The sequence below is a fragment of the Novosphingobium sp. BL-52-GroH genome (genome assembly GCF_044813085.1).
In the GTDB taxonomy this organism is placed as follows: domain Bacteria; phylum Pseudomonadota; class Alphaproteobacteria; order Sphingomonadales; family Sphingomonadaceae; genus Novosphingobium.
In genome coordinates this window covers 2,670,634-2,695,809 of the sequence record NZ_CP171152.1, presented here as the reverse complement: position 1 = coordinate 2,695,809, position 25,176 = coordinate 2,670,634, and the positions used below count along the sequence as shown (strand labels likewise).

Genomic DNA, 25,176 nt, shown 5'->3' with positions numbered 1-25,176 from the left:
CCCCGGAGCGCCGCATGACATTCGCCACCGTCGCCATCATCGGCCTGGGCCTCCAGGGCGGCTCGATCGGCCTCGCCGTGCGCGAGTATCTCCCCGAGGCGCGCACCACCGGCTACGACCTCTCGCCCTCCACCCGCGCTCGCGCCGCCGAGCGCCGCCTCGTCGACACCGTGTGCGACACGCCCGCCGAGGCCGTGCGCGAGGCGGACCTGGTGATCTTCTGCGTCCCCCCCGGCGCCATGGGCATCGCTGCCGAGCAAGTGCGCGAGGCCCTGCCCGCAGGCGCCCTCGTCAGCGACGTCGGCTCGTCCAAGCAGGCGATCGCCAAGGCACTGGGCGAGGCCCTGCCCGAACACATCGTGATCCCCGCGCACCCCGTCGCCGGCACCGAGAACTCCGGCCCCGACGCGGGCTTCGCGCACCTGTTCCGCAACCGCTGGTGCATCGTCACCCCGCCGGCCAAGGTCGATATGGTCAAGCTGTCGGGCCTCGTCGGCTTCTGGGAGGCACTGGGCGCCAACGTCGAGATCATGACGCCCGAGCACCACGACCTCGTGCTTGCCGTCACCAGCCACCTGCCGCACCTCATCGCCTACACCATCGTCGGCACCGCCTCGGACCTCGAGGACGTGACCCAGGGCGAGGTCATCAAGTACTCCGCCGGCGGCTTCCGCGACTTCACCCGCATCGCCGCTTCCGACCCGACGATGTGGCGCGACGTGTTCCTGTCCAACAAGGACGCGGTGCTGACCATGCTCCAGCGCTTCACCGAGGACCTGACCGCGCTGCAACGGGCGATCCGGGTGGGCGACGGCGACAAGCTGTTCGACCACTTCGCCCACACCCGCGCGATCCGCCGCTCGATCATCGACGAGGGCCAGGACGACGCCCGCCCCGACTTCGGCCGCGGCGACCACGAAGGCGGCAAGCCGGCTTGACCCCGGCCCGACGGGGCGGTCTCTCCTGGCACGGCCCCCGACGTTGGATGAACGAATTTTAATGTCTGCCCGGGAGCCCTGCGCGTTCTCGGGCTTTGAGGGCACAAGCCTCGCTCAAGGACGCCGACCTTATGCAGCTTTCCATCGTTACCACCCTGGACTACGCCGTGCCCGGCCCGGTCGATGTCTTGCTGCAGATCGAAGCAGCGATCATCCCCGAGCAGCAGGTGCTCACCGCGCGCATCGACCTGCCGCCGCTGGAGCATTTCGCCCGAGTCTCGGCCCAGGCCGACATCGGCGAGCGGATCTGGCTGCGCACCTCCGCCCCGCTCCAGGTCCGCTACGAGGCCACCGTCGCGGTCAACCGCATGCTGGCCGACGTCGACACGCTGCCCGCGGTGCCGACATACCTGCTCCCCGGCGAGACCGTCGATTACCTGATGCCCTCGCGCTACTGCACCTCGGACACCTTCCACGATTTCGTCCAGAACGAATTCGGCCACCTCAACGGCGGTGCCCGCGTCGCCGCCATCCGCGACCGGATCGCCGCGACGCTCACCTACGAGCCCGGCTCCAGCGATGCCTTCACCACCGCGGCCGACACCTTCAAGAGCTGCCGGGGCGTGTGCCGCGACTACGCGCACCTGATGATCGCGCTCGTACGGGCCAGCGCGATCCCGGCGCGCTTCGCCAGCGTCTATGGCCTGGGCGTGGAGCCGCAGGACTTCCACGCCGTCGCCGAAGTGTTTCTCGACGGCGCCTGGCACCTGGTCGACGCCACCGGCATGACCTCGCCCGACCGCATCGCCAAGATCGGCATCGGCCGCGACGCCGCCGACGTGTCTTTCCTGAGCAGCTTCGGCGGGGTCGAGATGCTGTCGCAGACCGTCGACGTCACCGAACTTGTGCCGGCCTGAACGTCCGTCGTCCCGACGCAAGGGCCTCTATACGTTCAGCACGTTGATCGCCGCGTGCACCAGCGCCTCGACCTCCTCGCGCGGGCGGCCCGGCTCGATGCGCTCCCCTACCCGCACGGTGATGACGCCGGGCTTCTTCCAGCGCCGGTGGTAGAGCCGCCCGCTGTTCACCGCCACCGGCACGACCGGCAGCCCCAGCAGCTTGTACAGCCCCGCGAAGCCCGACTGCAACGGCGGCTGGTTTCCTGTGGGGACCCGGGTTCCTTCGGGGAAGATCGCCAGCGGCCGCCCCTGCGCCGCGAAGCCGCGCGCGCTCGTGACCATCGCCCGCAGCGCCTTGGCCCCCTCGCCGCGCTGGACCACGACCGCGCCGTAGCGCCGCGCCGCCCAGCCCCAGCCGGGGAGCTCCGCCAGTTCCGCCTTGGGAAACGGCGCCGGCCGATGCATCAGCGCCGGCAGGTCGATCGCCTCGTAGAAACTCTCGTGCTTGATCGCCACGAGCACGCCGTTACCCTCGCGTCCATCGGGGAACCGGCCCTCCACGACCACGCGGATGCCCAGCAGCCAGCGCGCGCAGAAGCGATGGTAGCAGCTCCAGTTGCGTACCACCCGACCCAGTATCGCGTCGCCGATCAACGAGGCCAGCAGGGTCAGGATCACGTAGAGGACCGTTCCGAGGTAGAACGCGACGTAGAACAGCAGGCTGCGCACCACGTCGAGAGGTGTCGCGCGGGCCAGCGCCGGGGCCAGTGCCGAGTAGGTCGGATCGGTCTTGGTCAAAGGGCTTCCCAGAGGTTGAGCGCGGCGCGGGCCAGCAGCTTGTGGTATTCGAGGAACAGCGCGCCAAGGCTCGGGCGCGAGGGGACGGCGTCGCGTTCGAGGCGCACGCCGTCCGGAAACTCGCGGCCGATCTCGAGCGCCGCGCGACGCATGTGCCAGTCGGCAGTCACCAGCCGGACCGACTTCGCGCCATGCTCCGTCACCCACTGCGCGGCCTCGATGGCGTTCGACCGGGTATCGTAGGCCCGGTAGCCCAGCGTCACGCAGCACTTCATCAGGCGCGCAGGGACGCGGAACTGCACCGCGAACTCGCGCGGGCGCACTTCGCGGTCGACGCCGGAAACCAGCAGGTCGGGCGCCTTGCCCGCCTCCAGCACCGCGAGCGCGTGTTCGATGCGTCCCGAGCTTCCGGTCAGGACGATGATCGCATCTGTGCGCACGTTCATCGCCAGCGGCCCCGGCAACGCTATGGCGAACCACAGGAAGCCGAAGAGCCAGATCAGCACGAGGAAGGCGACGAAGCGGCGAAACATGGTGGAGCCTATATAGGCATGGCTGCGGATTAAAGCAGGCGCTAAAGCATCTGGCGCAAGGCATGCAGCACGGTGAGCCGCGCCGTCACCATCGCCAGCAGCGTCGCCAGGATCGGCACGAGCGCCAGCAGCAGCCAGTCGCTCCACACCAGGGCACCATTGTCGACCAGCCCGGCGCCCAGTCCGGCGAAGCGCCGCGCCAGCACCAGGATCACCACCAGCGCCAGCGCCAGGCCCACCGTGCCGCCGCCCGCCGCGTCGTAGCCGATCGAGCGCTGGAACACGCGGGCGACCTGGGCATCGGTGCCGCCGAGCAGGTGGACGATCTCGATCGTGTCGCGGTTCGCGCCCAGTGCCGAGCGCGCCGCCAGCAGCACCGCCGCCGCCAGCGCCATCGCCAGCAGCGCCACCAGCGCGATCGACAGCACCTGCAGCGAAACCATCGCGTCGAACACCGGCCGCAGCCAGTTCGACTGCGCGTCGATCCGCGCCGAGGGCGCCACTGGCGTCACGCGGCGGCTGATCGCCTCGAGCTGCGCCGGAGTGGCCGGGCCCCTCAGCCGCACGTCGATCAGCGCCGGCACCGGAATCGCCGAGCCGGTGGCGGCGGCGATGCCGGTTCCCAGCCACGGCTCGATCAGCGCGTCGAGTTCCTCCTGCGGCACCAGCCGCAGGCCGGCGACGCCGGGCATCGTCTTGATCGCCGCCACCGCGCGCGCTGCCTCGTCGGCGCGGATTTCGGAGCGCGGCTCGATGATCTGGACGGTCACGCCGCCGGCGATCTCGGCCCGCGCCGCGGAGACTGCATTGCCGAGCGCGAGCCCGGCGGCGAGCGCGATGGCGGTGAGCGCCACCATGATCGCGATCACCCAGGGCATCGGCCCGGACATGCGCGCCTCGGGGATGATCTCGACGCTGCGGCCACCGCGCAGGCGGCGCCCGAGGGATGCCATGGCGTTCATGCCGGCTTCCGCGGCGGATAACGCAGCGCGCCGGTGGGATCGCCCAGGCGCCCCCGGTCCAGCCGCATGATGAGGCTGTCGGGCACCTTGCGCAGCAGGTCGAGGTCGTGCGTCGCCACCACCACCGTGGTGCCCTGCCGGTTGAGCATCTCGAACAGGCGCAGCAGCTTCAGGGCCATGTCGGGGTCGACGTTGCCGGTCGGCTCGTCGGCCACCAGCATCGCCGGGCGCGCGATCACCGCGCGGGCGATGGCGACGCGCTGCTGCTCGCCGCCCGAAAGCGTGGCCGGCCGGGCGTCGATGCGGTCGGCCAGGCCCACCCATTCGAGGATGTCGCGCACCGGGCCTGCCAGGTCGCGCTCCTGGTGGCCTGCGACGCGCAGGGGCAGCGCTACGTTGTCGAAGGCGGAAAGGTGCTCGACCAGCCGGAAATCCTGGAACACCACGCCGATCCGCCGCCGCAGCGCCGGCAGGCGGCTGCGCGGCAGGGTGATGGCATCGGTCCCGAACATGCGGATCGCCCCGCGCGAGGGCCGCTGCGCCAGGTAGAGCAGCCGCAGCAGCGAGGTCTTGCCCGCCCCGCTCGCTCCGGTGAGGAAGTAGAAGCGGCCCGGAAACAGCGTGAAGGTCAGATCGCTCAGCACCTCGCGATCGGTGCCGTAGCGAAGTCCGACATTGTCGAAGTGAATGATTTCGCCGTCCGCGGTCATGCTCATCCGGATGCTGTGTCAGGTCGGGCCGAACGGGCGACGCAGGCTCCCTATAGCGAGCCCGGTACTTCGATAAAAGGCATGTGGAAAAAAGGGCGTCACGACGCGTACCTGCCGGTCGGGCGCTTGTCGCGTGCGGGCAAGCCGTGCTTATGAGGGAGATCATGATAATCGCCTGCCCTGCCTGCTCGACGCGCTACGCCGTACCGGATAGCGCGATCGGTATGGAAGGCCGGACCGTGCGGTGCGCCAAGTGCCGCCATAGCTGGTTCCAGGAAGGCGCCGAACTCGCGCTGGAGCCTGCCGCCGCGGCTCCCGCCGCAGAGCCCGCGCCGGAAGCGTCGCGGCCGGCGCCAGCTCCGCCCAAGCCCGCCCCGTCGAACCCGGCGTCGGCGCAACCGGCTCCCCCTTCCGCTCCTGCACAGCGCACGGCCCCGGCACAACGGCCGGCGATCGTGGTCCCGCGCCCGGTTCAGCCCGAACCGCAGCCGGTCGCCCAGGCCGCACCCGAGGCGATCGCCCCCGGCCGCGCACCCGACGCGCCGCCGCCCGGCCCGCCACGGCGCGAGCAGCGGGCCGCGCCCACCTACTACGACGACACCGCGACCAAGCACTACGCGGACGAGAACACCTCGAACTTCGACTTCTCGCCGCCGTTCCGCCCGCGCCGCAACTGGGCGCGGATCGGCACCTACGGCGCCTTCGCCTTCGCCATCGCCACGCTCGGCCTTGCCGGTGCGGTCGCCTGGGGCGGCCTGCCAGACTGGCTGCCGATCCCGCACCCGACCTTCCAGCAGGCGCAGCCCGACCTCAAGCTCGACTTCCCGCGCGGCCGCCAGGACCGCAAGCCGCTCCCCGACGGCACCGAGTTCTTCAGCGTCAGCGGCACGATCACCAACATCGGCGCGCAAGGCCGCAGCGTCCCCTCGCTGCTGGTGGTCCTGCGCGACCGGCGCGAAACGATCGTCTACGAAAAGGAAGTCGTCCCCGCCAAGCGCCAGTTGGCCCCCGGCGAGACGATCACCGTCAACGAAGCCCTGACCGACATCCCCAAGTCCGCCGCCGCCGCCGAGATCGGCTGGAAGCCCGACTGACCGGAAATCCGGCCGGGCCCCCGGCCGGCCCGGTGACAAATCATTCATTTGCCCGGCAGAGTCCGCACCCGCAAAACCCCTGAAGGGGCATTTTGGCAGGCGGGGCGATTCTTGACGTGCAGGCACTCCCGAAGCGCAGACGCAGATATCGCGCCGCAGAGCCCGCGCTCGTCCGGTGCCTCCTCGGCCTCCTGGCCGCCTGCACCGCCTCGCAGGCAGCGGCACAGGGCATTCCCGCAGGCGACGCCGCCATATCCGTCCAGAAGCGCCCTCGCCCCGAACTCGACCCGATCCCGCTGCGCTTCGGCGCGTTCGAGGTCCTGCCGTCCGCCGAACTGCGGGTCAGCTACGAGGACAACATCTACGCCGCCCGCACCGGCAAGGTCGACGACGCCTTGGTCACTCTCGCCACCGGCTTCGCCGCCCGCTCGACCTGGGCCCGCCACGCCGTCTCGCTCGATGCCGACGCCGCGCTCGCCCGCGGCCTGTCGCAGGACAACGAGAATACCGACACCTACGATGCCCGTGCCGCCGCCCGGCTCGACCTCGGGGTCGCGACCAGCGCGTCGGTCCGCATCGGCTACGCGCGCGCCTACGAACCGCGCGGCTCGGTCGGCGACACCACCGTGCGCGGCCCGCGGATCGCCTACAATGCCCTCGAAACGGGCGCGCAGATCCGGCACGAGACCGGGCGCCTGCTCGTCGAGGCCGAAGCCTCGCTCGATACCTTCCGCTACGCGCCCTATCGCGTCGCCGGCGCCGCCCTCGCCCAGGGCGACCGGGACTATCGCACCTGGTCGACATCGCTGCGCACCGGCTACGCCGTCGGCCCCGGCGTCGCCCTGTTCGTCGAGGGCAGCTACAATCAGGCCCGCTACCCCGACGAGGCACGCTCGCTCGATCGCAGCTCGGACGGCTACTCGGTGCGCGGCGGCGTGCAATTCGGCGTGACGCGCCTGGTCCGGGGCCGGGCCGCGCTGGGCTACCAGGACCAGCGCTACGACGATCCCGCCTTCCCGCGCATCAAGGGCCTGGATTTCGCCGCCAGCCTCGAATGGAACCCGACGCAGATGGTGACGTGGACGCTCGACGCGCGGCGCACCATCCAGCGCTCGCCGCTGGCCGGCGTCGCCGGCATCCGCCAGAGCCGCTACGGCGCAAAGGCGGACTACGAGTTGCGCCGCAACCTCATCCTCACCGCGCGGCTCGACCGGACGGCGAGCGACTATGCCGGGACCGGGCGCGTCCAGAAGGACTTCTCGGGCGTACTGGGCGCGCAATGGCTGGCGAACCGCCGCCTGCGCGTCTCGGCGCAAATCGGGTTCCAGGCGACCCGGAGCGACGGCAGCAGCGCGGGCGGGCGGGCGGGCGGGGAGGCCGGCGCGATCGGCCGGCGCTTCGATCGCCGGCGCGTGTCGCTCTCGCTGCGCTACACGCTGTGATCCGCCTGGCGGACCTGGGCGGAATTGCCCTCCGGTGGCGCATCGCGATCGCCGCCGTGCTTGCCCTTTCCATACTGTCGGTCGCCCGGTTGCCGCAGCCCGGGCAATCCGGCGATGCCGCGCCCCCCGCGGCGACCTTGCCTCCGGCCGGGATATCCGTGATCGGAGCGTCCGCGCCGCCGCCCCTGCCCGTCCCCGAGCCGGACCTCGGGATCACCATGGATACCGCGCGGCTCTCCAACGCCCGGGTTCCCCTCGCCGACCTCCGGCCCGTCCTTGCCGCGCCCTTCCGCTTCACCGGCACGCCCGCGTCCCGCCTGCACGCACGCGACTGCCTCGCCCTCGCCGCCTGGCACGAGGCGGGCGACGATCCCGCCGGCGAGCGCGCCGTCGTCCAGGTGGTGCTCAACCGGGTGCGCCACCCGGCCTTCCCCGCCACCGTCTGCGCCGTGGTGTTCCAGGGCTCGGATCGCAAAACAGGCTGCCAGTTCACGTTCACCTGCGACGGCTCGCTCGCCCGCGTGCCCGCCGCACCCGCCCTCGCCCGGGCACGCGCCATCGCCGAAGCCGCCCTGTCGGGCGCGGTCGATGGGCACGTCGGCCTCGCGACGCACTACCATGCCGACTACGTCGTCCCCCGGTGGCGCGACGGGCTGGTCAAGATCGCCCGGCAGGGCGCCCACTTGTTCTACCGCTGGCCTGGCTACTGGGGCTCCCCCGCCGCGATGGGACGGTCATCGGGCCCGGGCGAGGAAATCGTCGAACCTGCGATCGCCTTCCTCTCGCCAGCCCATGCATCCGGGCTCGCCCTCGAGCCCGCCATGAAGGCCCCGCCTGTCGAACTCCTGTCCAGCGCGGCGGCCCTTCCCGGCAAGGCGGAGCTACCTGCGTTCGCGGGTCCGGCACCGCTCGACTTGCAGCTCGACGCCGGTGCGGCGCCCGGCACGTATGCCCTCAGGGCCCTCGCGCTGTGCGACGGCTCGGCCGAGTGCCGCGTCGCCGGCCGCATCGCCCGCGACATCGCCTTCGTCTACGTCCGCAAGGGCCCAGGCCGCGAAGGCGCCTACTGGGACTGCGCCCGTTTCCACCGCAGCGACCCGACCCAGTGCCTGCCGGGCGGCCCCGCACTCGAACGCCTGCTCGCCGCGACCTGACCGCCATGACGGCCATCTCCCGTGGCGCCTATCGGGACGTGGCGGCCCCGAGCCGGCCCCGAGCCGGCACAGCGTCGCGAACCCCACGTCCCTCGCCCGGCACCGTGAATTTCACTTGCGCACATGGCGATGAATGGACGCCGCATCAGTCGAAGCATTGACGGGGCCGCGACACGCGCCGCTCCCGAGCCAGGGGGACATACAAGCGCACCGCTCAAGGAAGCGGCAATCGCGGAGCCCTGCAAATGACCGTGATCTACGCATGACCGCCCGCCCCCACGACGGCCGAGCGTGCTGGGCCTGCGCAAGGCCTGTGCCCGGACTCGTTACCCCGCCCGTTCCAGGCCGCCACGGCCCAAGAGAGCGTTTGAAAATCCGGGCAAGGCCGGATCTCGGCCCCGGCCAGTTCCCCACCCGGCTCAATCGACAGGGTCATGTGGACGTTCGTGCAGGGAGCGAACCGGAGCCGCGCCGAAGATGCCATTCGGGGATTGTTCGAAAGGGCTCTCGCAAGCCGCAGCTTAGAAGTAGCGTTCCAGCACGCGGATCGTATCGCCCGGCATCACCGCCACGGCCTGGCTCGAGTAGAGGTCCACAGACTTCTCCGCCGGCTCGGGCGTGCGGCGCAAGTTCACCCGCTTGGCGTTGGCACGGTAGTTGAAGCCGCCGGCGACGGCGACCGCCTGTTCGATCGTCAGGCCCGCGACATAGGGATATTCCCCCGGCCTCTGCACTTCCCCCAGGATGTAGTAGGGGCGATAATTGAGCACTTCCACGCTGACCCTGGGATCGGTCATGTATCCTTCGGCGATGCGACCGGTCAGCGCGCCGATCAGCTCGTTCACGGTCCGTCCGTCCGCCGGGACCATGCCGATCAGCGGGAACGCGATCTCTCCCGCGCTCGACACCGCGTATTCGCCCGAGAGGTTGGGCTCGTTGTAGACCGTCACGCGCAGCCTGTCGCCGGCACCGAGCCGGTAGGCCTGCAAGCCCTCCTGCGCTTCAAGGGCGCCCAGCGGCGGCGCACTCGCCGTGGTGCAGGCCTGGCCCAGCAAAGTCAGCGCGCCGACGGCGGCAAGGCAAGCCCGGCGGCCACGCAGCCAGCAGATCGTCTTCACCCCTGATTCTCCGTATCGCATGTCTCGCCCCGAACATTCTTCATTCATCTAAATAAAACAAGAATCATTACACCATTACAGAAATATAATTCCCGATGCCATCATGACTAGTACTTCCTTACGTTGAAACAATGTCGGATTCCGAGGTAGTTTCCGGATTACATTTTTGAAATTGAGAGACGGACATCTTGCCGAATTCGCCCCTATTGCCTGACAATGTGGCGAATCCGGATGGTCTGTGGTGACGTTCCGGCATGAACGGATGGAAACAGCTTGAACAACTCGGTTGTCCTGGCGCCCCAGGCGGGCCCTCTCCTGCCCCCGATGCGACCCGTCGCCGCGCCTGCAGCGGCGGATCGGGTCGATCCGTGGCTGCTCCTCGCCTTCCTGCGCCGGCGCTGGCCGCTGATCCTGGGTGGGCTGTTCGCTTGCCTTGCGGCCGGCCTCGTCGTCACTGCCCGCCAGACGCCGACGTATCTCTCCACGGCCGAAGTCACGCTCGATGCCCGGGTCGAGCCGATCGCCCCGCTCACCGACGAAGACCGCGCCGCCGCCCGGGGAAGCCCGGGCGAGACCTACATCGACACCCAGGTCGAAGTCATGACCTCCAGTAGCAACGTCGCCGGCGTCGTTGACCGCCTCGGCCTCGCCCGAGACCCGCGCTTCGCCGGCGATGGCGCAAGCCAGGCCCGGGCGCGCGAGGCGGCGCTTGCCTACGTCGAGGGCGGAGTCAGCGCATTCCGTTCGGGCGCCACCTACACGATCGGCGTCGCTTTCGAGAGCGAGGACCCGGCCGAGGCCGCCCGCATCGCCAATGCCTTCGCCCAGCAGTATACGCTGGGCACCGTGTCCGACAAGGAAGCGGGCGACGGCAAGGCGCTCGAGGACATCGGCGCGCGGATGGAGACGGCGCGGCTGCAGTCCTCCGCCGACGCCGCGACGCTGGCGCGCTACCGGCTGGCGCACGACCTGCCGAGCACCACCGACCGCTCCCTCACCGAGCAGGAGATTTCCGCCTACAACCTGCAGGTCACCGAAGCCCGGGCGCAGGCCGCGGAGGATGCCGCACGGCTTGCCACCGCCCGCCGGCAGCTCGGCTCGGGGTCGACCGGAGAGGACGTGGGCGAATCGCTCGGGTCCGGGGTCATCGCCTCGCTGCGCCAGCAGCAGGCCGCCCATGCTGCCGAAGTCGCCTCGCTCGCCACCAAGTACGGCCCCCGCCACCCCGATCTCGTGCGGGCGCGCAGCCAGCTCGACGCGGTGACGGGACAGATCCGCGACGAGATCGGGCGCGTCGTCTCCAACCTGTCCGCAAAGGCGGCGGTGTCGCGCCAGCGGCTCGATTCGCTGGCCGGGTCGCTCGCCGGTTCGCAAGGGGCCTTGCGCCGCGACAACGTCGCGATGGTCGACCTGCAGGACCTGGAGCAGCGCGCGCAGGCTTCCCGATCGCTCTACGAAAGCTACCTGTCGCGCTACAAGGAGCTCGCCGCGCGCATCGGCATCCGCCAGCCCGAGGCGCGTGTCCTGCATCCGGCGCGGCCCGCCGAAACCCCGGCGCGGCCCGACTTCCTCCTCAACATGGTGCTGTCCGGGGCGCTGGGCCTGGGACTGGGCCTCGTCGCCGCGATCGCCGCCGAGCTGACGTTCAGCGGCCTGGCCACCGGCGAGGACATCGAGCGACGCCTCGGCGTGCCCTATCTGTGCTCGGTTCCCGAACTCGCCTCAGTGACGGCGCGCAAGGAACGCGGTGCCCTCGCCAACGGACCTGCCGACGCGGTGGTCGACCAGCCGCGCTCCGCTTTCGCCGAGGCGTTCCGCAACTTGCGCGCCTCGATCGCCTTCGCGGTCGAGAATCCCCGGATCATCGCGGTGACCTCGGCCCTGCCGTCGGAAGGCAAGACCACCCTGTCGCTGTGCCTCGCCCGCTCGATGGCAGGGGCCTCGGACCGCATCCTGCTGATCGATTGCGACGTGCGCCGTCGCGGGGTCAGCCGCTGGACCGGGGCCCCGCGCGAGGTCGGCCTGCTCGAGGTACTGCGCGGGGAGACCCTGCTGGAGAATGCCCTCGTCACCGATCCGCGCACGGGCCTCGCGATCCTGCCGCTGAGCACCGCTGCACAGGAAGACCATGCGCTGCTCACCGGCGCGGGGATGGACGCGCTACTGGCACAGGCGGCAGCCTCCTTCGACGCGATCATCATGGATACTGCCCCGGTCCTGCCGATGGCCGATGCACGGCTGCTGCTGTGCAAGGCCGACGCCGCGATCGTCGCGGTGCGCTGGCGCCGGACGCCCGAAGCTGCGGTGCGCTCGCTGCTGCGCATGCTGCCGGCCGGCAACGTCGGCCTCGCCGGCATGGTGCTCACCCGCGTCGACGTGCGCCGGCAGGCCGCCTTCGGGCTCGACGAGAACGCCTTCTACAAGGCCTACAAGGACTACTATGCTTAACCTGCGGCCCGTCGCCGACGAGGACGACGCGCTGCTGGCGGCCGCCCGGGCGCGTTTCCGCAAGGTCGCCATCGTGCACTACTGGCTGGTGACGATGCGCGGCGGGGAGCGCGTGGTCGAACGCCTGCTGCACCTGTTTCCCGACGCCGACATCTTCACCCACGTCTACGACGAGGCCCGCGTGTCGCGCGCGATCGCCGGGCGCCGGATCACCACCAGCTTCATCCAACGCCTGCCCGGCGCGATCCGGCACTACCAGAAGTACCTGCCCCTGATGCCCATGGCGCTCGAGCAGATGGACTTGCGCGGCTACGACCTCGTCATCAGCAGCGAGAGCGGCCCGGCCAAGGGCGTCATCACCGACCCGGACGCACTGCACATGTGCTACGTGCACTCGCCGATGCGCTACTTGTGGGACCACTACCACCAGTACCGCGACGCGACCGGACCGCTCAACCGTGCGCTCATGCCGTTCCTGTTCCATCGCCTGCGCACCTGGGACGTCGCCTCCGCCTCGCGGGTGGATCGCTACGTCGCCAACTCGCGCTTCATCCAGCGCCGGATCGGCAGGGCGTGGGACAAGCCCTCCACCGTGGTGCATCCGCCCGTGGACACCAGCCTGTTCGCGCCCTCGCCGCACATAGACGCGAACTACCTTTGGGTGGGCCAACTGGTGCCGTACAAGCGGCCCGACCTGGCGGTGGCGGCGTTCAACCGCCTCGGCCTGCCGCTGCTGGTCGTCGGCGACGGGCCGATGGCCGGAGCCCTGCGCCGCATGGCCGGCCCCACCGTGACGATCGTGCCGCGCCTCGATTTCGCGGCGCTGCGCTCCCACTATGCGCGTTGCCGCGGCTTCGTGTTCACCGCCGAGGAGGATTTCGGCATCGTGCCGGTCGAGGTGATGGCCTCGGGCCGGCCGGTCATCGCCTTCGGCAAGGGCGGCGCGCTGGATTCGGTCGTCGACCAGCAGACCGGCATCTTCTTCCAGGAGCAGACCGTGGAGTCCCTGATGGATGCCATTCTGCGCTTCGAGGGCTGGCTGCCGGCCTTCGATCCCGCCGTCGCCGTGCTTCAGGCCCGCCGCTTCTCGCCCGCCGAGTTCGACTCCGGCATATTGCGGTCGCTGCTGTGAGGCGACCGGCGACCCGCTTTCTCCGGAATGCCCCGCGGCTCGCGGCGTGCATCACCGCCGCGCCGCTCGTACCCATCGCGGATCGCCCGAGCCGCCCCGCCCAGGCCTGAAGGACACGCATGGAACTCACTCTCATCGGCGCGGCCCAGCTGCTCCTTGGCCTTGGGCTGTTCGTCTTCGGATCGCTGCGCGGCCTGTTTGCCTTCGTGATGGTCTCGACGCTGCTGGGGGGCTCGGCGGCGATCAACCTCACCGGGCTGGGCGGATCGTCGATCACGCCGGCGCATTTCGCGCTGGCGTTCCTGGTGCTTCGCTGCGTCGTGCCCGGCAACGCGCCGCCCGTCGATATCCTGGCGGCCCTGCGGGGCAACGCCTGGCTAATCGCCTTCGTCGCCTACGGCGTGTTCGCCGCCTTCGTCCTGCCGCGCCTCTTTGCCGGCGAGATCGACGTGACGCCGCTGCGGGGGCAGTTGCGCACTCGCTACGGCACCCAGCTCGCACGCATCCTCGCCGCCGCGCCGCTGCGTTTCACGACGCAGAACCTGACCACCGCCATCTACCTGACCGGGACACTGATGATGGCGCTCGCGGCCCATACGGTGTTGCGGGCCCGGGGCGCGGCACAGGTCCTGGTCCGCACCGGCGCGACGATCGGGATCGTCCACGCGCTGCTCGGCTTCGCCAGCGTGGCGCTCAAGGATACGCCCGCCAATGCCGTTCTCGAGTTCTTCCGCAACGGCAGCTATGCCCAGCTCGACCACGAGTGGAACGGCTTCGTGCGGATGAACGGAACCTGGCCGGAGGCTTCCTCCTTCGCCTCGTTCGGCGTCGTCTGGTTCGTGTTCACCTTCGAATGCTGGCTGCGCGGCGTGGAGGCGCGGTGCACCGGACCGGCGGCGCTGGTCCTGGGCGTCGCGCTGGTCGGCGGCACCTCGTCGAGCGCCTATGTCGGGCTCGCCCTGTTCGGCGTCATCCTCGCCTTGCGTGCCATGGTGACGCCCGGCCTGTTTTCGCCCGACCGGCTCGCCTGGCTCGTCCTGTCGCTGCTGTGCGCCCTGGTGGTGGCGACCACGCTGCTGGCCTTGGACCCGGTGCTCGCAAGGTCCTTGCGCGAACTGCTGGAACACATGACCCTCGACAAGGCGGATTCGTTTTCGGGCAGGCAGCGCCTGTTCTGGGCCGCACAGGGGCTCCATGCCTTCGTCGTCTCGCACGGCCTCGGGATCGGGCCCGGCTCGTTCCGCTCGTCGAGCCTGGCCACCGCGATCCTGGGCTCGGTGGGGGTGATCGGCGCGGTCACTTATGCCGGGCATCTCGCGCGGGCGTTCAGGCCGCTGGCGCTCTCGACCTGGCGGCGCACCGGCGATGCGGACCGCGATACCGCCGCCGCCGCCGCCTGGGCGATGCTGGTGGGAACCGGCGTCGCCTCGGTCTCCGCGCCGAGTTGCGACCCCGGCCTCGCCTTCGCCATCCTGTCCGGCGCGACCATAGGCTTGCGATCGTCGCCCAGGGCAACGGCCCGGAGCGCGGACGATGGGATCATGGCGCCGATCCCGGTCGCAGTGCCGCCGCGCGCAATCCCCATGCCCGCCTGACGCCGACGATGGACCGCTCAGGAAAGCCCGCGCGAGCGGACGAGGATCGTCCTTGCAAGGTCCAGCAGTTCCAGGCGCCGGCAACGCCCCAGCAGCACGAGCAGCACGGCCGTATAGACCAGCACGCCCTGAACGACGAGGAAGCCCAGCCGGGCCAGCGCGGCCGCCCCCTCCGGCGATCCGCGGACGGGCATGGTGTCGCCCGTGCCCCACACCACCACCGCCATCACCAGCGCCCCGCCGAGCGCCGGGGCGATCCCGGCCAGCACGTCGGCGGCGCGGATGCCGGTCGCGCGCTGGAGCAGCGTCATCTGCAGGGCCAGCGTCGCATAGGCCCGCGCGACGTAGGCGATCGCGAACCACAGCAGGCCGTGCGGCGCGGCGACGATGCCGAACGCCAGGGTCAACGCCAACTGGATCGCCGCCAGCCGTGCGATCACCCCGGCGCGACCGAGGACGGTCAGCGCCGGGTCCGCGAAGAAGTTCAGCGCGAAGGGCGGCGCCAGCAGGCACAGCACGCGCGCCAGCGGTACGCTCTCGCCCCACTGCGGACCGAACAGCAGCGGGATGATCGCATCCGCCAGCACTCCGATCCCGGCGATGGCGGGGAAGGCCAGCATGCTGCTCGTCGAGACCATCCTGACGTAGCCGCTGCGGAACGCGGGCATGTCGTGCTTGAGCTTGGCGAGCGCGGGAACCGCCACGCTCGAGAACGGCGTGACGACGCCCTGTGCGACGACCTCGATCGACTTCCACGCAGTGCGGTAGACCCCGACCGCGCCGATCCCGATCATGCGGCCCAGGATCAGGTCCTGCGTGCGATTGAGCCCGACGAGCAGCAGCTGCGAGCCCGCGACCCCGGCGCCCAGCTTCCACTGCCCCCGCAAGGTGGCCCACGAGACGTCGAAGCCGGGCCGCCAGCGGAAGGCGTGCCAGGCGACCAGCGTGCCGACCGCTTCGCTCGCGAAACGCTGGACCACCAGCGCCCAGACGCCCCATCCCGCCCAGGCCGCCGCCAATGCGAGCGCACCGCCGACCACCCCCGCGCCGAGCGAGCGGATAGCCAGCGCGCGGTGCCCGAAGGCGCGCAAGTTGCGGCTCATGTGGGTCGCCCCGGCGGCCGAGATCGGCACCACGAAGCCGAGCGCGGCGATCACCGGGGCCGCCTGAGCGCTGCCCATAGCGCGCGCCAGCGGATGGCGCAGCCCGACGAAGGCGAGCGCGACCGCAAGGCCCATCGCCAGGTTGGCCCAAAACACGGTGTCGGCGAGGCGCGGGGTGACCTCGCCGGCGCGATAGAGGCTGCTGACGAGGCCTCCCTGGGCCAGGATCTTGCCGACTTCAACCACCGCGAGAGCGACGATGAACACGCCGAAAGCTGCAGGGTCCAGCCGGTGCGCCAGCACCGCGAAGACCGCGAAGGCGAAAACCTGGTCACCGCCCAGGCGCAGGACACTCCAGCCGACGGCCCCGGCTGCCCGCCGGCGCAATGCACCTTCCAAAGTCATTCAGGCCCTCGCAATCATGGTTTGACTTGCATAGTCATTCCGCAACTGCGAAATAGCATTATACGGCCTTGATCGGGAGCATGATCGCATGAACTCAGAGTTAAATTTATTTAACGGTTCTTTCGAAAGTGCAGTATCACGGTTGAACGACTGCTTTTCCCCCCACGTTCGACAGCGTTATGCGCTTCTGGATTTTCCGAATTATTCGAACGTGGGCGATTCGGCTATCTGGATTGGCGCGCTCACCCTGCTCCGGTCGCTGGCGGGGACCAATCCCGCCTATGTCAGCACGCACCGCAATCTCGACGACGCGGCCCTGCGCGCCGCGGTGCCGGACGGACCGATCTTCCTGATCGGCGGCGGCAACTTCGGCGACATCTGGAACCATCACCAGAACTTCCGCGAAGGCGTGATTGCGCGTTTCCACGACCGGCCGGTGGTGCAACTGCCGCAATCCATCCACTACGACGATCCGGCCCGCATCGCACAGACCGCACGGGTGATCGCCGCCCACCCGGACTTCACCCTGCTGGTGCGCGACACGCCATCGCTGGAACTCGCGCGCGAGCACTTCGACTGCGCGGTCCACTTGTGCCCGGACAGTGCGCTCGCCATCGGCGCGACCCGGCCCGCACTCGCCTCGATCGACGTGCTGGCGATGCTGCGCACGGATCGCGAAGGCACGGGCTGCGGGGCCGGGCAACTCCCGCCCGGGGTCATCGTCGACGATTGGCTGGAGGAGGATATCGGCGCGGTCCGCCGCGCGAAGGCAGCAGGCGCCATCCGGGCATGGACGGCGCTCTCGCCCTCGGCCACGCGCGCCACGTCGTACGAGGCCGCAGCGCGCCAGCGGCTCGAACGCGGCCTGCGCCAGTTGTCCCAGGGCCGCGCGATCGTCACCGACCGGCTGCACGTGCACATCCTCTCGCTCCTGCTGGGCCGGCCGCATGCGGTGCTCGACAACGTCTACGGCAAGATCGGCCGCTTCCTCGACGCCTTCACCGGCGCCTCGCCGCTGGTCTACCGGGCGACCGACCTCGCCGATGCCGTCGCCTGGGCGCGCGAGGCCGCGAACGACCGGGAAGCCGCCTAGTAAAAGCCGCGCCGCGGTTCCCCGTCGCGTCGGGTTCGCGAGCGAATTTCGCGCCCCGCCCATTCAAAAACGGGGTCTGCGAACCCATATCCGTGTCGTGACCGGCGGGGCGGGCCGGGCCCCATATGCGTTGATGCGATTTCCAGCTTTGCGTAGCGCTGCGAATCGCATTAATGACGCCCGAATCCGATCACGCGACAATAACGATTCAGGAGAACGCTTATAGCACCCCCACCCCGGCGTATGATGACGCCACCGGTCAAGAGTGGACCGCGTTTCAATAACATGATCCAGTCGGACAAGGTCCGGGTTATCGACCAGGACGGCGAGAACCTCGGCGTCATGTACACGCGCCAGGCGATCGAGCAGGCGGCGGAGGTCGGCCTCGACCTCGTCGAAGTCTCGCCCAACGCCGATCCGCCGGTGTGCAAGTTCCTCGATGTTGGCAAGTACCGGTACGAGGCCCAGAAAAAGGCCAATGCCGCGCGCAAGACCCAGAAGACGCAGGAGATCAAAGAGATCAAGATGCGTCCGAACATCGACGACCACGACTACGACGTGAAGATGCGCAACATCCATCGCTTCATCGAAGATGGCGACAAGGTGAAGGTCACCCTGCGCTTCCGCGGTCGCGAGCTGTCGCACCAGCAGCTCGGCATGGACCTGCTGCGCCGCGTCCAGACCGACTGCGAGGAAATCGCCAAGATCGAGGCCTATCCCCGCATGGAAGGCCGCCAGATGCTGATGGTGCTCTCGCCCAAGTAAGGCGACGCATCGATCATCGAACAACGAGAGGGCGTGGCCGGTGGCCGCGCCCTTTGTCGTTCGGCCCCCTTCCTCGTCGTAAAGCGCCACTCGCTCTCGCCGCGCAAGCGGACGGGCTCTACTTGGGTGCCACCTGCAAGTCGGGCGGCGGCAGCGGGGCGGGCTTTCCCCGGCGCAGATGCATGGTCCCGGGCGGGTCCGCGGCGCCCGATTCCTCGAGCAGGACCAGTCCCTTGCGGCCGTTCGCGACCAGCGCGGCGGCGCCGCCGGGGCGGATCAGGTGAATGGCGCAGACGACCTCCTGCGGCCCGCTCCTCGCCGGCGGCAGGCTGCCCAGCGCAGCGAGGTTCGGGAACTCCTGGCGCAGCACCTGGCGGCTGACGAGGTCGAAATCGCGCGAGGCGACATAGGCTATCCGCGAGCGCGCCGCGCCCGAAAGGATCGTCACCGCGCCCTTGTCGACGGTCACCCCCTCGTCCGTGCGCTTCCCGTTCACCCAGTCGCCCAGGAAATCCGCGATCCGGCAGGGCTCGGCCGGCCCTTGCGTAGCCGGGGCCTTGGCGCACCCGGCAAGCGCGAGCAGCCCGGCGACGGCGAACGCGGCCTTCACGCCTGCAGCCCGTTCACATAGGTGATCTTCCCTGTCCTGCGGTTCTTCTGCGCGGTCAGCAGCGAGCGGCGGTTGCCCTGTCGGACGAGCGAGCAGTGTACCCAGCCCGAGGACGGCTCGCCGGCGGTGTAGCATTCGAGGATGAGCTGGTCGAAGACGAGGTTGTTCCTGATCCACGTCGCGACATCGCCGTTGGCGATCCCCGGCACCTCGAAGTCCACCGCCTCGGCCTTCATGTGCTGCGACCTGGTCGAGCCGGCCACGAGGTCGTTGACCGCCTTGGAACGATAGCCGCTGTTGACGCTCACGGGGCGGCCGAAATGGGTGCGTACTTTTTCCAGCACCCAGTGGCACACGTATTGCAGCTTGAGGATCTCCTCGGGACTGGAGGGCCAGTTGTCGGCCCGGTGCGAGGTCCTGATGAGTTCGGAGAGACGGAAATGGGGCGTGAGCATGATGTCCTGCCGGCTCTTGATCGCTGCGGCCAGGCTCTGCGCATCGTAGTTCATCGCAAGGGAATCCTTTCGGGAGGATGATGGCTTCATCCAGGAGGACCTCTTGTTGTTATATAAATCCGCCAGGACCTCCCCCGGAGACCTCCGGCGAAGTGATAGTACAAATCGATGCTTGCGAGCCCCCGATCGGCAGAAGAACGGCCGATTGATCCGATTTAATAATCTTTACGGATCAATCGAGTCAATCGACTTAGAGCACTGGCGAGCCAACCAGTTGCTGCGCATTTGTTTAGGGGAACACGCGAATCCGCCCCGGAGGCGAGCCGCGCCGCGGCCGGTTCAGCCCCGCCACTCGCGGCGTTCTTCGGCCGCGCGCAAGACTTCGTAGGCGACCTGGTAGGTCTGGAAGGCCTTGGCCGCCTCGGCGTCGTTGGGCCGCACGTCGGGGTGGACTTCCTTGGCGCGGTTGCGCCAGGCTTTCTTCACCGCGTCGAAGTCCGCATCGGGGTCAAGGCCCAGGGCCTCGAGCGCGCGCAGTTCATCGCCGCTGCGGCTGCCGTCGCCCGATCCCGCCCAGCCGTAGTGGGCGGATTCCTTGAAACCGGAGAAGTCCGAACGCTCCTGTGCCTCGCGCTGGGCGGCTTCCTCGGCGTCGAGACCGGCGAAGTAGTCCCAGCCCGCGTTGTATTCGGCGGCGTGCTTCTGGCAGAAGTACCAGCGATCGGGGTTGTTCGGGCTCTTGGGGGCGGGGCAGTTGCCCGGCTCGCTGCAGCCGTGGCGGTCGCACAGGCGCACTTGAGCGGCGTCGCGCGAACTGCCGTAGCCGCGCCAGCGCGGGAAACCCCAGTCGGTTGATCGGCGGACACGGCTCATCCGATGCGCGATAGGCCGCGACTCGGAGGCGATGCAACCCCCGCGCGCCGTTCGGGCGCGAAATAGCGCATTTGCGCGCTCGTGCCGGACCCGGCGCGCGCGCTGCGGCAACCGGGCCCGGCAAGGTTCATTGCGTTCAGTCGATCGTCACGGTCACGGCGCGGCGGTTCTGCGCCCAGGACTGCTCGTCCGAACCGAGCGCGATCGGGCGCTCCTTGCCGTAGCTGACGGTCGACAGGCGCGCCGGCTCGACGCCCAGGCTGATGAGGTAGTTCTTGGCCGCGTTGGCGCGGCGCTCGCCCAGCGCGAGGTTGTATTCGCGGGTGCCGCGCTCGTCGGCATGGCCTTCGATCGTCGCGCGCTTGGCGGGGTACTGGATCAGCCACTGCGCCTGCTTGGCGAGCGCGGCCTGGTCTTCGGCATCGACGTCGTACTTGTCGAGCGCGAAGTAGATCGTGTCGGCGCCCATCATCTTGGCGACGAAGTCCGCCTGGCTGCCGGCGGTCGGGCCGTAGGAGCCGGTCTGGCCGGTGGTGCTGGTCGCCGGGCCGGGCTCGGGAGGAAGCTGGGCCGGCGCCTTCTTGCCGCACGCCGAGATCGCCAGGGCACCGGCGACGACGAGCATCGTCGCACCGACGCGGGCATTTCGCGAGTATGAGTGAGAGGTACGCATCGGGCAATCTCCTATGCTGCTCAGCCCTGGGACAATGGCCGGCCTGTTCTGAAGTTCCGTTCAGTATTTAACACAGCTCACCTGAACGACCGCCAACGAATCGACGTGGTCGTTCAGGCGCCACCGATTCAGGGTCGCACCGGACCCCATGCCGGGTCCGAGGCGCCCACCGGCGTCGGCAGCTTGCGCTCGTTGCGGCCCGTCAGGTCGACCTGCCAGATCGAGGCGACGCCGGTGCTCTTGGTGGTGCGGAAGAACTGGACGATGCGACCGTTGGGCGACCACGTCGGAGCCTCGTCCTGCCACGAATCGGTCAGGTGGCGCATGGCGCCGCCGCTCGGGTTCATGACCGCGACGCGCAAGTTGCCGGCAATGTGGGTGAAGGCGATCTGGTCGCCGCGCGGGCTCCATTCAGGGGTCGCCGCACGGCCGCCGAAGAAGCTGATGCGCCGCTGGTTGGAGCCGTCTGCCCCCATCACGTAGATCTGCTGGCTGCCCGAACGGTCGCTCTCGAACACGATCTGCGAACCGTCCGGCGAGTACGAGCCGCCGATGTTGATGCCGGGCCCGTTGGTCAGGCGCTGCGGGGTGCCGCCGCCGGCCGACGAGATGCGGTAGATGTCGGTCGTGCCGCTCTTGGACATCGAATAGAGCACCCATCGCCCGTCCGGCGACCAGCGCGGGGCCAGGGTGGGGTTGCCGGTCCGCGCGATCAGCGTCTGGCTGTCGGTCGCGAGGTCGTAGGAATAGATGCTCGGCTGCCCGTTGAGGTAGGACAGGTAGAGGATCTTCTTGTAGTCGGGCGAATAGCGCGGGGTCAGTGCCATGGCCTGGCCGCTGGTGAGGTAGCGGTGGTTGGCGCCGTCCGAATCCATGATCGCCAGCCGCTTCATGCGGTGGTCCTTGGGGCCGGTCTCGGCGATGTAGGCGATCTTGGAATCGAAGAACGGACTTTCGCCCGATAGGCGCGAATAGACGAGGTCGGCGCACTTGTGCGCGGCGCGACGCCAGTCCGACGGCGGGACCTGCCAGCCGCCCTTCACGAGCTGCTGCTTGAGCGCGACGTCGTAGAGGTAGCAGCCCACGGTGATATTGCCGTCGGCACCGGCGCGCACGTAGCCTTGCACCAGCATGTCGGCACTGCGCGCGGCCCACACGCCGTAGTCGGGCGCCTGGACCTGGGCATAGGCGGGCTGCGGCAGGCCATCGGGGCCCGAAGGCTTGAACAGGCCGTTGTTCCTCAGATCGCCCGCGACGACCTGCGACAGGGCCCGGCCCAGCGCGCCGGTGGAGCCCGCGTTGGTGCGCGTCGGCACGTCGGCGTCGGTGGCGAACGAGGTGATGGCGATGCCGAGGTCCTGCCAGTCGCTGTCGTCGGACACGGTGACCTCGAGGCCGTCGTCCGTGGCGGCAGGGGCCGGAGCGGGTGCGGGTGCGGGGGCCGCCGCCTGCGCGAAGGCCGTGCCCGAAACCGAAAGCATCAATCCCAGAGCGAGGATGTGGGTTATCTTCATTGCGATAGCCTTCTGTCAAAGTTGGTCGTCACGACCTTCCAGCCCTCGTAGAGGTCGTCGGGCAGATTGAACGGCGCGGCAAGCTTGACCGCGCGGATCGCCTGTTCCTGGTGGCGCCGCACTTGCGTCTGGTTCGCCGCGTTCTGGCCGGTGGTGCTCAGCACCTGCGGCTCGCCGACCAGGCTGCCGTCGCGGTTGAGGCGGAAGCGCACCTTGGTGACCAGCATTTCGGCGTCGGCGCCCTGCGGTGCCTGCCAGTGCGGCTTGATCTGCCGGCCGATCGCCGCGTTCAGCGCGGTCTTCGCCTGCGGGCCGATCGCGGATGCGGGCGTGCCGGTGCCGACGGGAGCCTTCGCGGCCGGGGCGCCGGACTTGAAGGCATCGTCGAACGCGCTGCTGCCCGCCCTGGTCGTGGGAGGCGTCGAGGTCTTGCTCGAACCCGCTGTGCGGCCGGGAGGAGCCTTGCTGGGCGCGGACTTCACGATGTTGTCGATCGGGCTCGACTTGCGGGTGGTCGGCGCCGGCTTCTTCGGCGGTGCCTTGGCGGCCGGCTTGGGCGCGGCTTTGGGGGCCGGCTTGGGCGCCGGCTTCGGAACGGGCTTGGGAGCGGGCTTGGGCGGCGCCTTGGGCACGGGCCGGGGTGCGGGCTTGGGCGGCTGCGGCTTGGGCTGCGGACGAGGCTCAGGCTTGGGCTCCGGCTTCGGCTCGGGCTTCTCGATCACGCGCGGCGCAGGTTCCGGTGCGGGCCGGGGCTCGGGCGCCGGAGCCGGTGCCGGCTCGACTTCGGGCACGGGGGCGGCCTCGGGAGCCGGCTCGCCGAGTTCCGGGCTCTTGTCCGGCGCGGCCTGGCTGTTCGGCTCGGGCGACGTCGAGGTCATGCCGACCTCGTCGCTGATCGTCACTTCGATGCGCTGGGGCGGCTTGACCACGTCGTTATCGCGCGGACTGTAGAGGATCGCCGCGAGCACCGCCAAGTGCAGCGCGATCGCGACACCCAGGCCGATGCCTTCATCCTTGCGCATTCCTGTCGCTGCCATCAGGCGGACCCTACCGCGCGCGCCTTAACCGCCGCTGACATCGGTCACCAGCGAGATCGAGGTGAAGCCGGCGCGGTTGAGTTCGCCCATGACTTCCATCACCCGGCCATAGTCGAGCGCCTTGTCGGCGCGCAGCGTGACGAGCGGCGGCTTGCCGTCGGGACCGGCCGGGGTCGCGGCGAGGCGGTCGGCCAGTTCGCCGGGTGCGAGTTCGGATTCCTCGTAGAAGATCGCACCGTCGCGGCGCAGGGTGATGGTGATCTGGCCCTGCTCCTCGCTCATCGCCTTGGCACGGCTTTCGGGCAGTTCGATCGGCACCGCGGCCTTGAGCAGCGGCGCAGTGACCATGAAGATGATGAGCAGCACCAGCATCACGTCGACCAGCGGCGTGACGTTGATCTCCGCCATCGGCCCGCGCCCGCCGCGTCCGCGCCTGCGGCTCCGTCCGCCGCCGGAAAGACCCATGGCCATCAGCGCTGCTCCAGCTGGCGGGTCAGCGCGGCGTGGAGGTGGTCGGCGAAGCGCTGCAGGCGCGCCTCGAAGCCGTTCACCTTATGCGAGAAGCGGTTGTAGGCGATGACCGCCGGGATCGCCGCGAACAGGCCGATCGCGGTGGCGAACAGCGCCTCCGAAATACCCGGCGCGACGACGGCGAGCGAGGAGTTCTGCTGCTGGCCGATCTGGAAGAAGCTGTTCATGATGCCCCAGACCGTGCCGAACAGGCCCACGAAGGGCGCCACCGAGCCGACCGTCGCCAGGAAGTTCAGGCGGTCCGAGAGGGCGTCCGCCTCCTCGCCCACGGCCGAGTTCATGATAAGCGCGATGCGCTGGCGAACGCCTTCGGGGTCGACCTTGCCGGTGGCGTTGCGGCGGAATTCGCCCAGGCCCGCGCCCGCGACCTTGCCCATCGGCACGTCGCCGCGCTTGCGCTCCTTCTGGTAGGTCTCGAAGTTCTGGGCCTCCCAGAAGCCCTCCTCGTATTCGTCGCAGCGGCGCGAGATCGAGCCCATGCGAAGCGTGAATGTGACGATGATCATCCACACCCAGATGCTGGCAAGCACGAGCCCGGCCATGATCGCCTGGACGACGATATCGGCGTCGAGGAACAGCTTCACCGGGTTGAGATGGTTGGAATCCCCGGCAAAAGAGATGGTGGAGGCGAGCAGGTCGAGCGTCATTCTTGTCCTTCCGGGCCAACGACTGGGCCTGTATCGGCGCCTGTGGCGGAGATGGGTTCGAGCGAGGCAAAGGCACGTTGCCAGGCCTCGGGTTGTCTGCGCGGTCGTCCTTCAGGGCTGATGAACCCGACCTTTACGGTGGCCTCGCATAGCCGCGCGGCGCCGCAGCGGGCGGTTTGGCGCAAGGTGGCGGAGACGCGGCCGACGGTCTCGGCCCAGGTCTCGATCACCACCGCGTCGCCCAGCCTGGCGGGCGCGAGGTAGCGCAAGTTGGCTTCCGCCACGGTGTAAAGGCCGGTGCCCGCCTCCAGCGCGGTGCGCTGGTCGATGCCCAGCACGTCAAGCAGGTCGGAGCGGGCGCGTTCGAACCAGCGCAGGTAGTTGGCGTGATAGACCACTCCGCCCGCGTCGGTGTCCTCGTAGAACACGCGAAGGGGATAGCGATGCACCTTGCCGTCGATCACGCCCGATTGCGGGGCGAGAGGGGATGGAGATGTGTCCGTCATGCTGGCCGGTTGTGTAGCGGTGCAGGTCGCGACTGCAACCCCGAAGCCACGAAGACCCGGCCTCGCAGGCTGAATTGCAGGGTAAATTTTTCGTGGCCCCTCGGCACCCCGCGCTTTGCCGCGGGCTGCCCCCCTGTGCCG

The 25,176-nt window shown here is 69.5% G+C and carries 25 protein-coding genes; 10 read left to right on the top strand and 15 right to left on the bottom strand.

The genetic code is table 11. The features are described 5' to 3' along the window. Positions 1–14: 14 nt before the first annotated feature. Together ACFFDA_RS25705 and ACFFDA_RS25700 are read left to right on the top strand one after the other, a co-directional pair. On the top strand, positions 15–938 hold the full coding sequence (locus ACFFDA_RS25705) for a prephenate/arogenate dehydrogenase family protein (RefSeq protein WP_404480107.1): 924 nt from the start codon (positions 15–17) through the stop codon (positions 936–938). A 131-nt stretch (positions 939–1,069) separates the two neighbouring features. After that, on the top strand, positions 1,070–1,855 hold the full coding sequence (locus tag ACFFDA_RS25700) for a transglutaminase family protein (protein ID WP_404480106.1): 786 nt from the start codon (positions 1,070–1,072) through the stop codon (positions 1,853–1,855). Between the two features lie 27 nt (positions 1,856–1,882). On the opposite strand, the gene ACFFDA_RS25695 is transcribed toward ACFFDA_RS25700, so the two are convergent. The 4 genes from ACFFDA_RS25695 to ftsE are packed head-to-tail and all read right to left on the bottom strand — an operon-like array spanning position 1,883 to position 4,840. After that, a complete protein-coding gene (locus ACFFDA_RS25695; RefSeq protein WP_404480105.1) occupies positions 1,883–2,635 on the bottom strand; it encodes a lysophospholipid acyltransferase family protein in 753 nt (250 codons plus the stop codon). Further along, positions 2,632–3,168 carry a YdcF family protein gene (locus ACFFDA_RS25690; protein ID WP_404480104.1) on the bottom strand — a complete coding sequence of 179 codons (537 nt, stop codon included), beginning with the start codon at positions 3,166–3,168 and terminating at the stop codon, positions 2,632–2,634. The genes ACFFDA_RS25695 and ACFFDA_RS25690 overlap by 4 nt, the downstream gene beginning before the upstream one ends. Positions 3,169–3,209: 41 nt before the next feature. Then, positions 3,210–4,130, bottom strand: a complete 921-nt coding sequence (locus ACFFDA_RS25685) for a cell division protein FtsX (protein ID WP_404480103.1) — start codon at positions 4,128–4,130, stop codon at positions 3,210–3,212. Further along, positions 4,127–4,840: a cell division ATP-binding protein FtsE gene (gene ftsE, locus ACFFDA_RS25680; RefSeq protein ID WP_404482876.1), complete on the bottom strand. Its 714-nt coding sequence runs from the start codon at positions 4,838–4,840 to the stop codon at positions 4,127–4,129. The genes ACFFDA_RS25685 and ftsE overlap by 4 nt, the downstream gene beginning before the upstream one ends. A 164-nt stretch (positions 4,841–5,004) precedes the next feature. On the opposite strand from ftsE, the gene ACFFDA_RS25675 reads away from it, so the two are divergent. The 3 genes from ACFFDA_RS25675 to ACFFDA_RS25665 all read left to right on the top strand — a co-directional run bounded on the left by ACFFDA_RS25675 (position 5,005) and on the right by ACFFDA_RS25665 (position 8,530). Continuing rightward, positions 5,005–5,934, top strand: a complete 930-nt coding sequence (locus ACFFDA_RS25675; protein ID WP_404480102.1) for an MJ0042-type zinc finger domain-containing protein — start codon at positions 5,005–5,007, stop codon at positions 5,932–5,934. Between the two features lie 116 nt (positions 5,935–6,050). Further along, on the top strand, positions 6,051–7,376 hold the full coding sequence (locus tag ACFFDA_RS25670) for an outer membrane beta-barrel protein (protein ID WP_404480101.1): 1,326 nt from the start codon (positions 6,051–6,053) through the stop codon (positions 7,374–7,376). Further along, positions 7,373–8,530, top strand: coding sequence for a cell wall hydrolase (locus ACFFDA_RS25665; protein WP_404480100.1), 1,158 nt, complete (start codon positions 7,373–7,375; stop codon positions 8,528–8,530). The genes ACFFDA_RS25670 and ACFFDA_RS25665 overlap by 4 nt, the downstream gene beginning before the upstream one ends. 521 nt (positions 8,531–9,051) lie before the next feature. Here ACFFDA_RS25665 and ACFFDA_RS25660 read toward each other — a convergent pair. Then, positions 9,052–9,648 carry a polysaccharide biosynthesis/export family protein gene (locus tag ACFFDA_RS25660; protein ID WP_404480099.1) on the bottom strand — a complete coding sequence of 199 codons (597 nt, stop codon included), beginning with the start codon at positions 9,646–9,648 and terminating at the stop codon, positions 9,052–9,054. A 273-nt stretch (positions 9,649–9,921) separates the two neighbouring features. Here ACFFDA_RS25660 and ACFFDA_RS25655 point away from each other — a divergent pair, with 273 nt between their 5' ends. The 3 genes from ACFFDA_RS25655 to ACFFDA_RS25645 all read left to right on the top strand — a co-directional run bounded on the left by ACFFDA_RS25655 (position 9,922) and on the right by ACFFDA_RS25645 (position 14,823). Next, entirely contained in the window at positions 9,922–12,096 is a 2,175-nt protein-coding gene (locus ACFFDA_RS25655) for a GumC family protein (protein ID WP_404480098.1), read from the top strand. Continuing rightward, positions 12,089–13,228, top strand: coding sequence for a glycosyltransferase (locus tag ACFFDA_RS25650; RefSeq protein ID WP_404480097.1), 1,140 nt, complete (start codon positions 12,089–12,091; stop codon positions 13,226–13,228). Before ACFFDA_RS25655 ends, ACFFDA_RS25650 begins: the two co-directional genes overlap by 8 nt. A gap of 119 nt (positions 13,229–13,347) precedes the next feature. Continuing rightward, complete coding sequence (locus tag ACFFDA_RS25645; protein ID WP_404480095.1) at positions 13,348–14,823, top strand: hypothetical protein; 1,476 nt, start codon at positions 13,348–13,350, stop codon at positions 14,821–14,823. Between the two features lie 17 nt (positions 14,824–14,840). On the opposite strand, the gene ACFFDA_RS25640 is transcribed toward ACFFDA_RS25645, so the two are convergent. Beyond that, positions 14,841–16,331, bottom strand: coding sequence for an oligosaccharide flippase family protein (locus tag ACFFDA_RS25640; protein ID WP_404480094.1), 1,491 nt, complete (start codon positions 16,329–16,331; stop codon positions 14,841–14,843). A 211-nt stretch (positions 16,332–16,542) separates the two neighbouring features. On the opposite strand from ACFFDA_RS25640, the gene ACFFDA_RS25635 reads away from it, so the two are divergent. Both ACFFDA_RS25635 and infC read left to right on the top strand, forming a co-directional pair. Continuing rightward, positions 16,543–17,424, top strand: coding sequence for a polysaccharide pyruvyl transferase family protein (locus ACFFDA_RS25635; protein WP_404480092.1), 882 nt, complete (start codon positions 16,543–16,545; stop codon positions 17,422–17,424). A gap of 243 nt (positions 17,425–17,667) precedes the next feature. After that, positions 17,668–18,189, top strand: coding sequence for a translation initiation factor IF-3 (gene infC / locus ACFFDA_RS25630; protein ID WP_404480091.1), 522 nt, complete (start codon positions 17,668–17,670; stop codon positions 18,187–18,189). 118 nt (positions 18,190–18,307) lie between these two features. Here the strand turns inward: infC and ACFFDA_RS25625 are convergent, their stop codons facing one another. The 9 genes from ACFFDA_RS25625 to ACFFDA_RS25585 all read right to left on the bottom strand — a co-directional run bounded on the left by ACFFDA_RS25625 (position 18,308) and on the right by ACFFDA_RS25585 (position 25,035). Next, positions 18,308–18,799 carry a hypothetical protein gene (locus ACFFDA_RS25625; protein ID WP_404480090.1) on the bottom strand — a complete coding sequence of 164 codons (492 nt, stop codon included), beginning with the start codon at positions 18,797–18,799 and terminating at the stop codon, positions 18,308–18,310. Further along, positions 18,796–19,308, bottom strand: a complete 513-nt coding sequence (locus tag ACFFDA_RS25620) for a D-Ala-D-Ala carboxypeptidase family metallohydrolase (protein WP_404480089.1) — start codon at positions 19,306–19,308, stop codon at positions 18,796–18,798. Before ACFFDA_RS25620 ends, ACFFDA_RS25625 begins: the two co-directional genes overlap by 4 nt. 285 nt (positions 19,309–19,593) lie before the next feature. Further along, complete coding sequence (locus ACFFDA_RS25615; RefSeq protein ID WP_404480088.1) at positions 19,594–20,127, bottom strand: J domain-containing protein; 534 nt, start codon at positions 20,125–20,127, stop codon at positions 19,594–19,596. A gap of 136 nt (positions 20,128–20,263) precedes the next feature. Further along, positions 20,264–20,800 carry a peptidoglycan-associated lipoprotein Pal gene (gene pal / locus ACFFDA_RS25610; RefSeq protein WP_404480086.1) on the bottom strand — a complete coding sequence of 179 codons (537 nt, stop codon included), beginning with the start codon at positions 20,798–20,800 and terminating at the stop codon, positions 20,264–20,266. Between the two features lie 128 nt (positions 20,801–20,928). Further along, positions 20,929–22,314 carry a Tol-Pal system beta propeller repeat protein TolB gene (gene tolB / locus ACFFDA_RS25605; RefSeq protein WP_404480085.1) on the bottom strand — a complete coding sequence of 462 codons (1,386 nt, stop codon included), beginning with the start codon at positions 22,312–22,314 and terminating at the stop codon, positions 20,929–20,931. Continuing rightward, the gene (locus tag ACFFDA_RS25600; RefSeq protein ID WP_404480084.1) at positions 22,311–23,351 is read right to left on the bottom strand and encodes a TonB C-terminal domain-containing protein; all 1,041 of its coding nucleotides are present in this window, start codon (positions 23,349–23,351) and stop codon (positions 22,311–22,313) included. The genes tolB and ACFFDA_RS25600 overlap by 4 nt, the downstream gene beginning before the upstream one ends. A 24-nt stretch (positions 23,352–23,375) precedes the next feature. Continuing rightward, positions 23,376–23,822 (bottom strand): ExbD/TolR family protein, encoded by a 447-nt coding sequence (locus ACFFDA_RS25595; protein WP_404480083.1) that lies wholly within the window; start codon positions 23,820–23,822, stop codon positions 23,376–23,378. Continuing rightward, positions 23,822–24,529: a protein TolQ gene (gene tolQ / locus ACFFDA_RS25590; RefSeq protein WP_404480082.1), complete on the bottom strand. Its 708-nt coding sequence runs from the start codon at positions 24,527–24,529 to the stop codon at positions 23,822–23,824. The genes ACFFDA_RS25595 and tolQ overlap by 1 nt, the downstream gene beginning before the upstream one ends. Further along, positions 24,526–25,035, bottom strand: a complete 510-nt coding sequence (locus ACFFDA_RS25585; protein ID WP_404480081.1) for a YbgC/FadM family acyl-CoA thioesterase — start codon at positions 25,033–25,035, stop codon at positions 24,526–24,528. Before ACFFDA_RS25585 ends, tolQ begins: the two co-directional genes overlap by 4 nt. Positions 25,036–25,176: the final 141 nt, after the last annotated feature.

Bases quoted from the DNA above. Each gene is read 5' to 3' on its own strand.
- ACFFDA_RS25705 (WP_404480107.1), top strand. From the start codon at position 15: ATGACATTCGCCACCGTCGCCATCATCGGCCTGGGCCTCCAGGGCGGC.
- ACFFDA_RS25700 (WP_404480106.1), top strand. From the start codon at position 1,070: ATGCAGCTTTCCATCGTTACCACCCTGGACTACGCCGTGCCCGGCCCG.
- ACFFDA_RS25690 (WP_404480104.1), bottom strand. From the start codon at position 3,168: ATGTTTCGCCGCTTCGTCGCCTTCCTCGTGCTGATCTGGCTCTTCGGC.
- ACFFDA_RS25685 (WP_404480103.1), bottom strand. From the start codon at position 4,130: ATGAACGCCATGGCATCCCTCGGGCGCCGCCTGCGCGGTGGCCGCAGC.
- ftsE (WP_404482876.1), bottom strand. From the start codon at position 4,840: ATGACCGCGGACGGCGAAATCATTCACTTCGACAATGTCGGACTTCGC.
- ACFFDA_RS25675 (WP_404480102.1), top strand. From the start codon at position 5,005: ATGATAATCGCCTGCCCTGCCTGCTCGACGCGCTACGCCGTACCGGAT.
- ACFFDA_RS25650 (WP_404480097.1), top strand. From the start codon at position 12,089: ATGCTTAACCTGCGGCCCGTCGCCGACGAGGACGACGCGCTGCTGGCG.
- ACFFDA_RS25645 (WP_404480095.1), top strand. From the start codon at position 13,348: ATGGAACTCACTCTCATCGGCGCGGCCCAGCTGCTCCTTGGCCTTGGG.
- ACFFDA_RS25640 (WP_404480094.1), bottom strand. From the start codon at position 16,331: ATGACTTTGGAAGGTGCATTGCGCCGGCGGGCAGCCGGGGCCGTCGGC.
- infC (WP_404480091.1), top strand. From the start codon at position 17,668: ATGATGACGCCACCGGTCAAGAGTGGACCGCGTTTCAATAACATGATC.
- ACFFDA_RS25620 (WP_404480089.1), bottom strand. From the start codon at position 19,308: ATGAACTACGATGCGCAGAGCCTGGCCGCAGCGATCAAGAGCCGGCAG.
- ACFFDA_RS25615 (WP_404480088.1), bottom strand. From the start codon at position 20,127: ATGAGCCGTGTCCGCCGATCAACCGACTGGGGTTTCCCGCGCTGGCGC.
- pal (WP_404480086.1), bottom strand. From the start codon at position 20,800: ATGCGTACCTCTCACTCATACTCGCGAAATGCCCGCGTCGGTGCGACG.
- tolB (WP_404480085.1), bottom strand. From the start codon at position 22,314: ATGAAGATAACCCACATCCTCGCTCTGGGATTGATGCTTTCGGTTTCG.
- ACFFDA_RS25600 (WP_404480084.1), bottom strand. From the start codon at position 23,351: ATGGCAGCGACAGGAATGCGCAAGGATGAAGGCATCGGCCTGGGTGTC.
- ACFFDA_RS25595 (WP_404480083.1), bottom strand. From the start codon at position 23,822: ATGGCCATGGGTCTTTCCGGCGGCGGACGGAGCCGCAGGCGCGGACGC.
- tolQ (WP_404480082.1), bottom strand. From the start codon at position 24,529: ATGACGCTCGACCTGCTCGCCTCCACCATCTCTTTTGCCGGGGATTCC.
- ACFFDA_RS25585 (WP_404480081.1), bottom strand. From the start codon at position 25,035: ATGACGGACACATCTCCATCCCCTCTCGCCCCGCAATCGGGCGTGATC.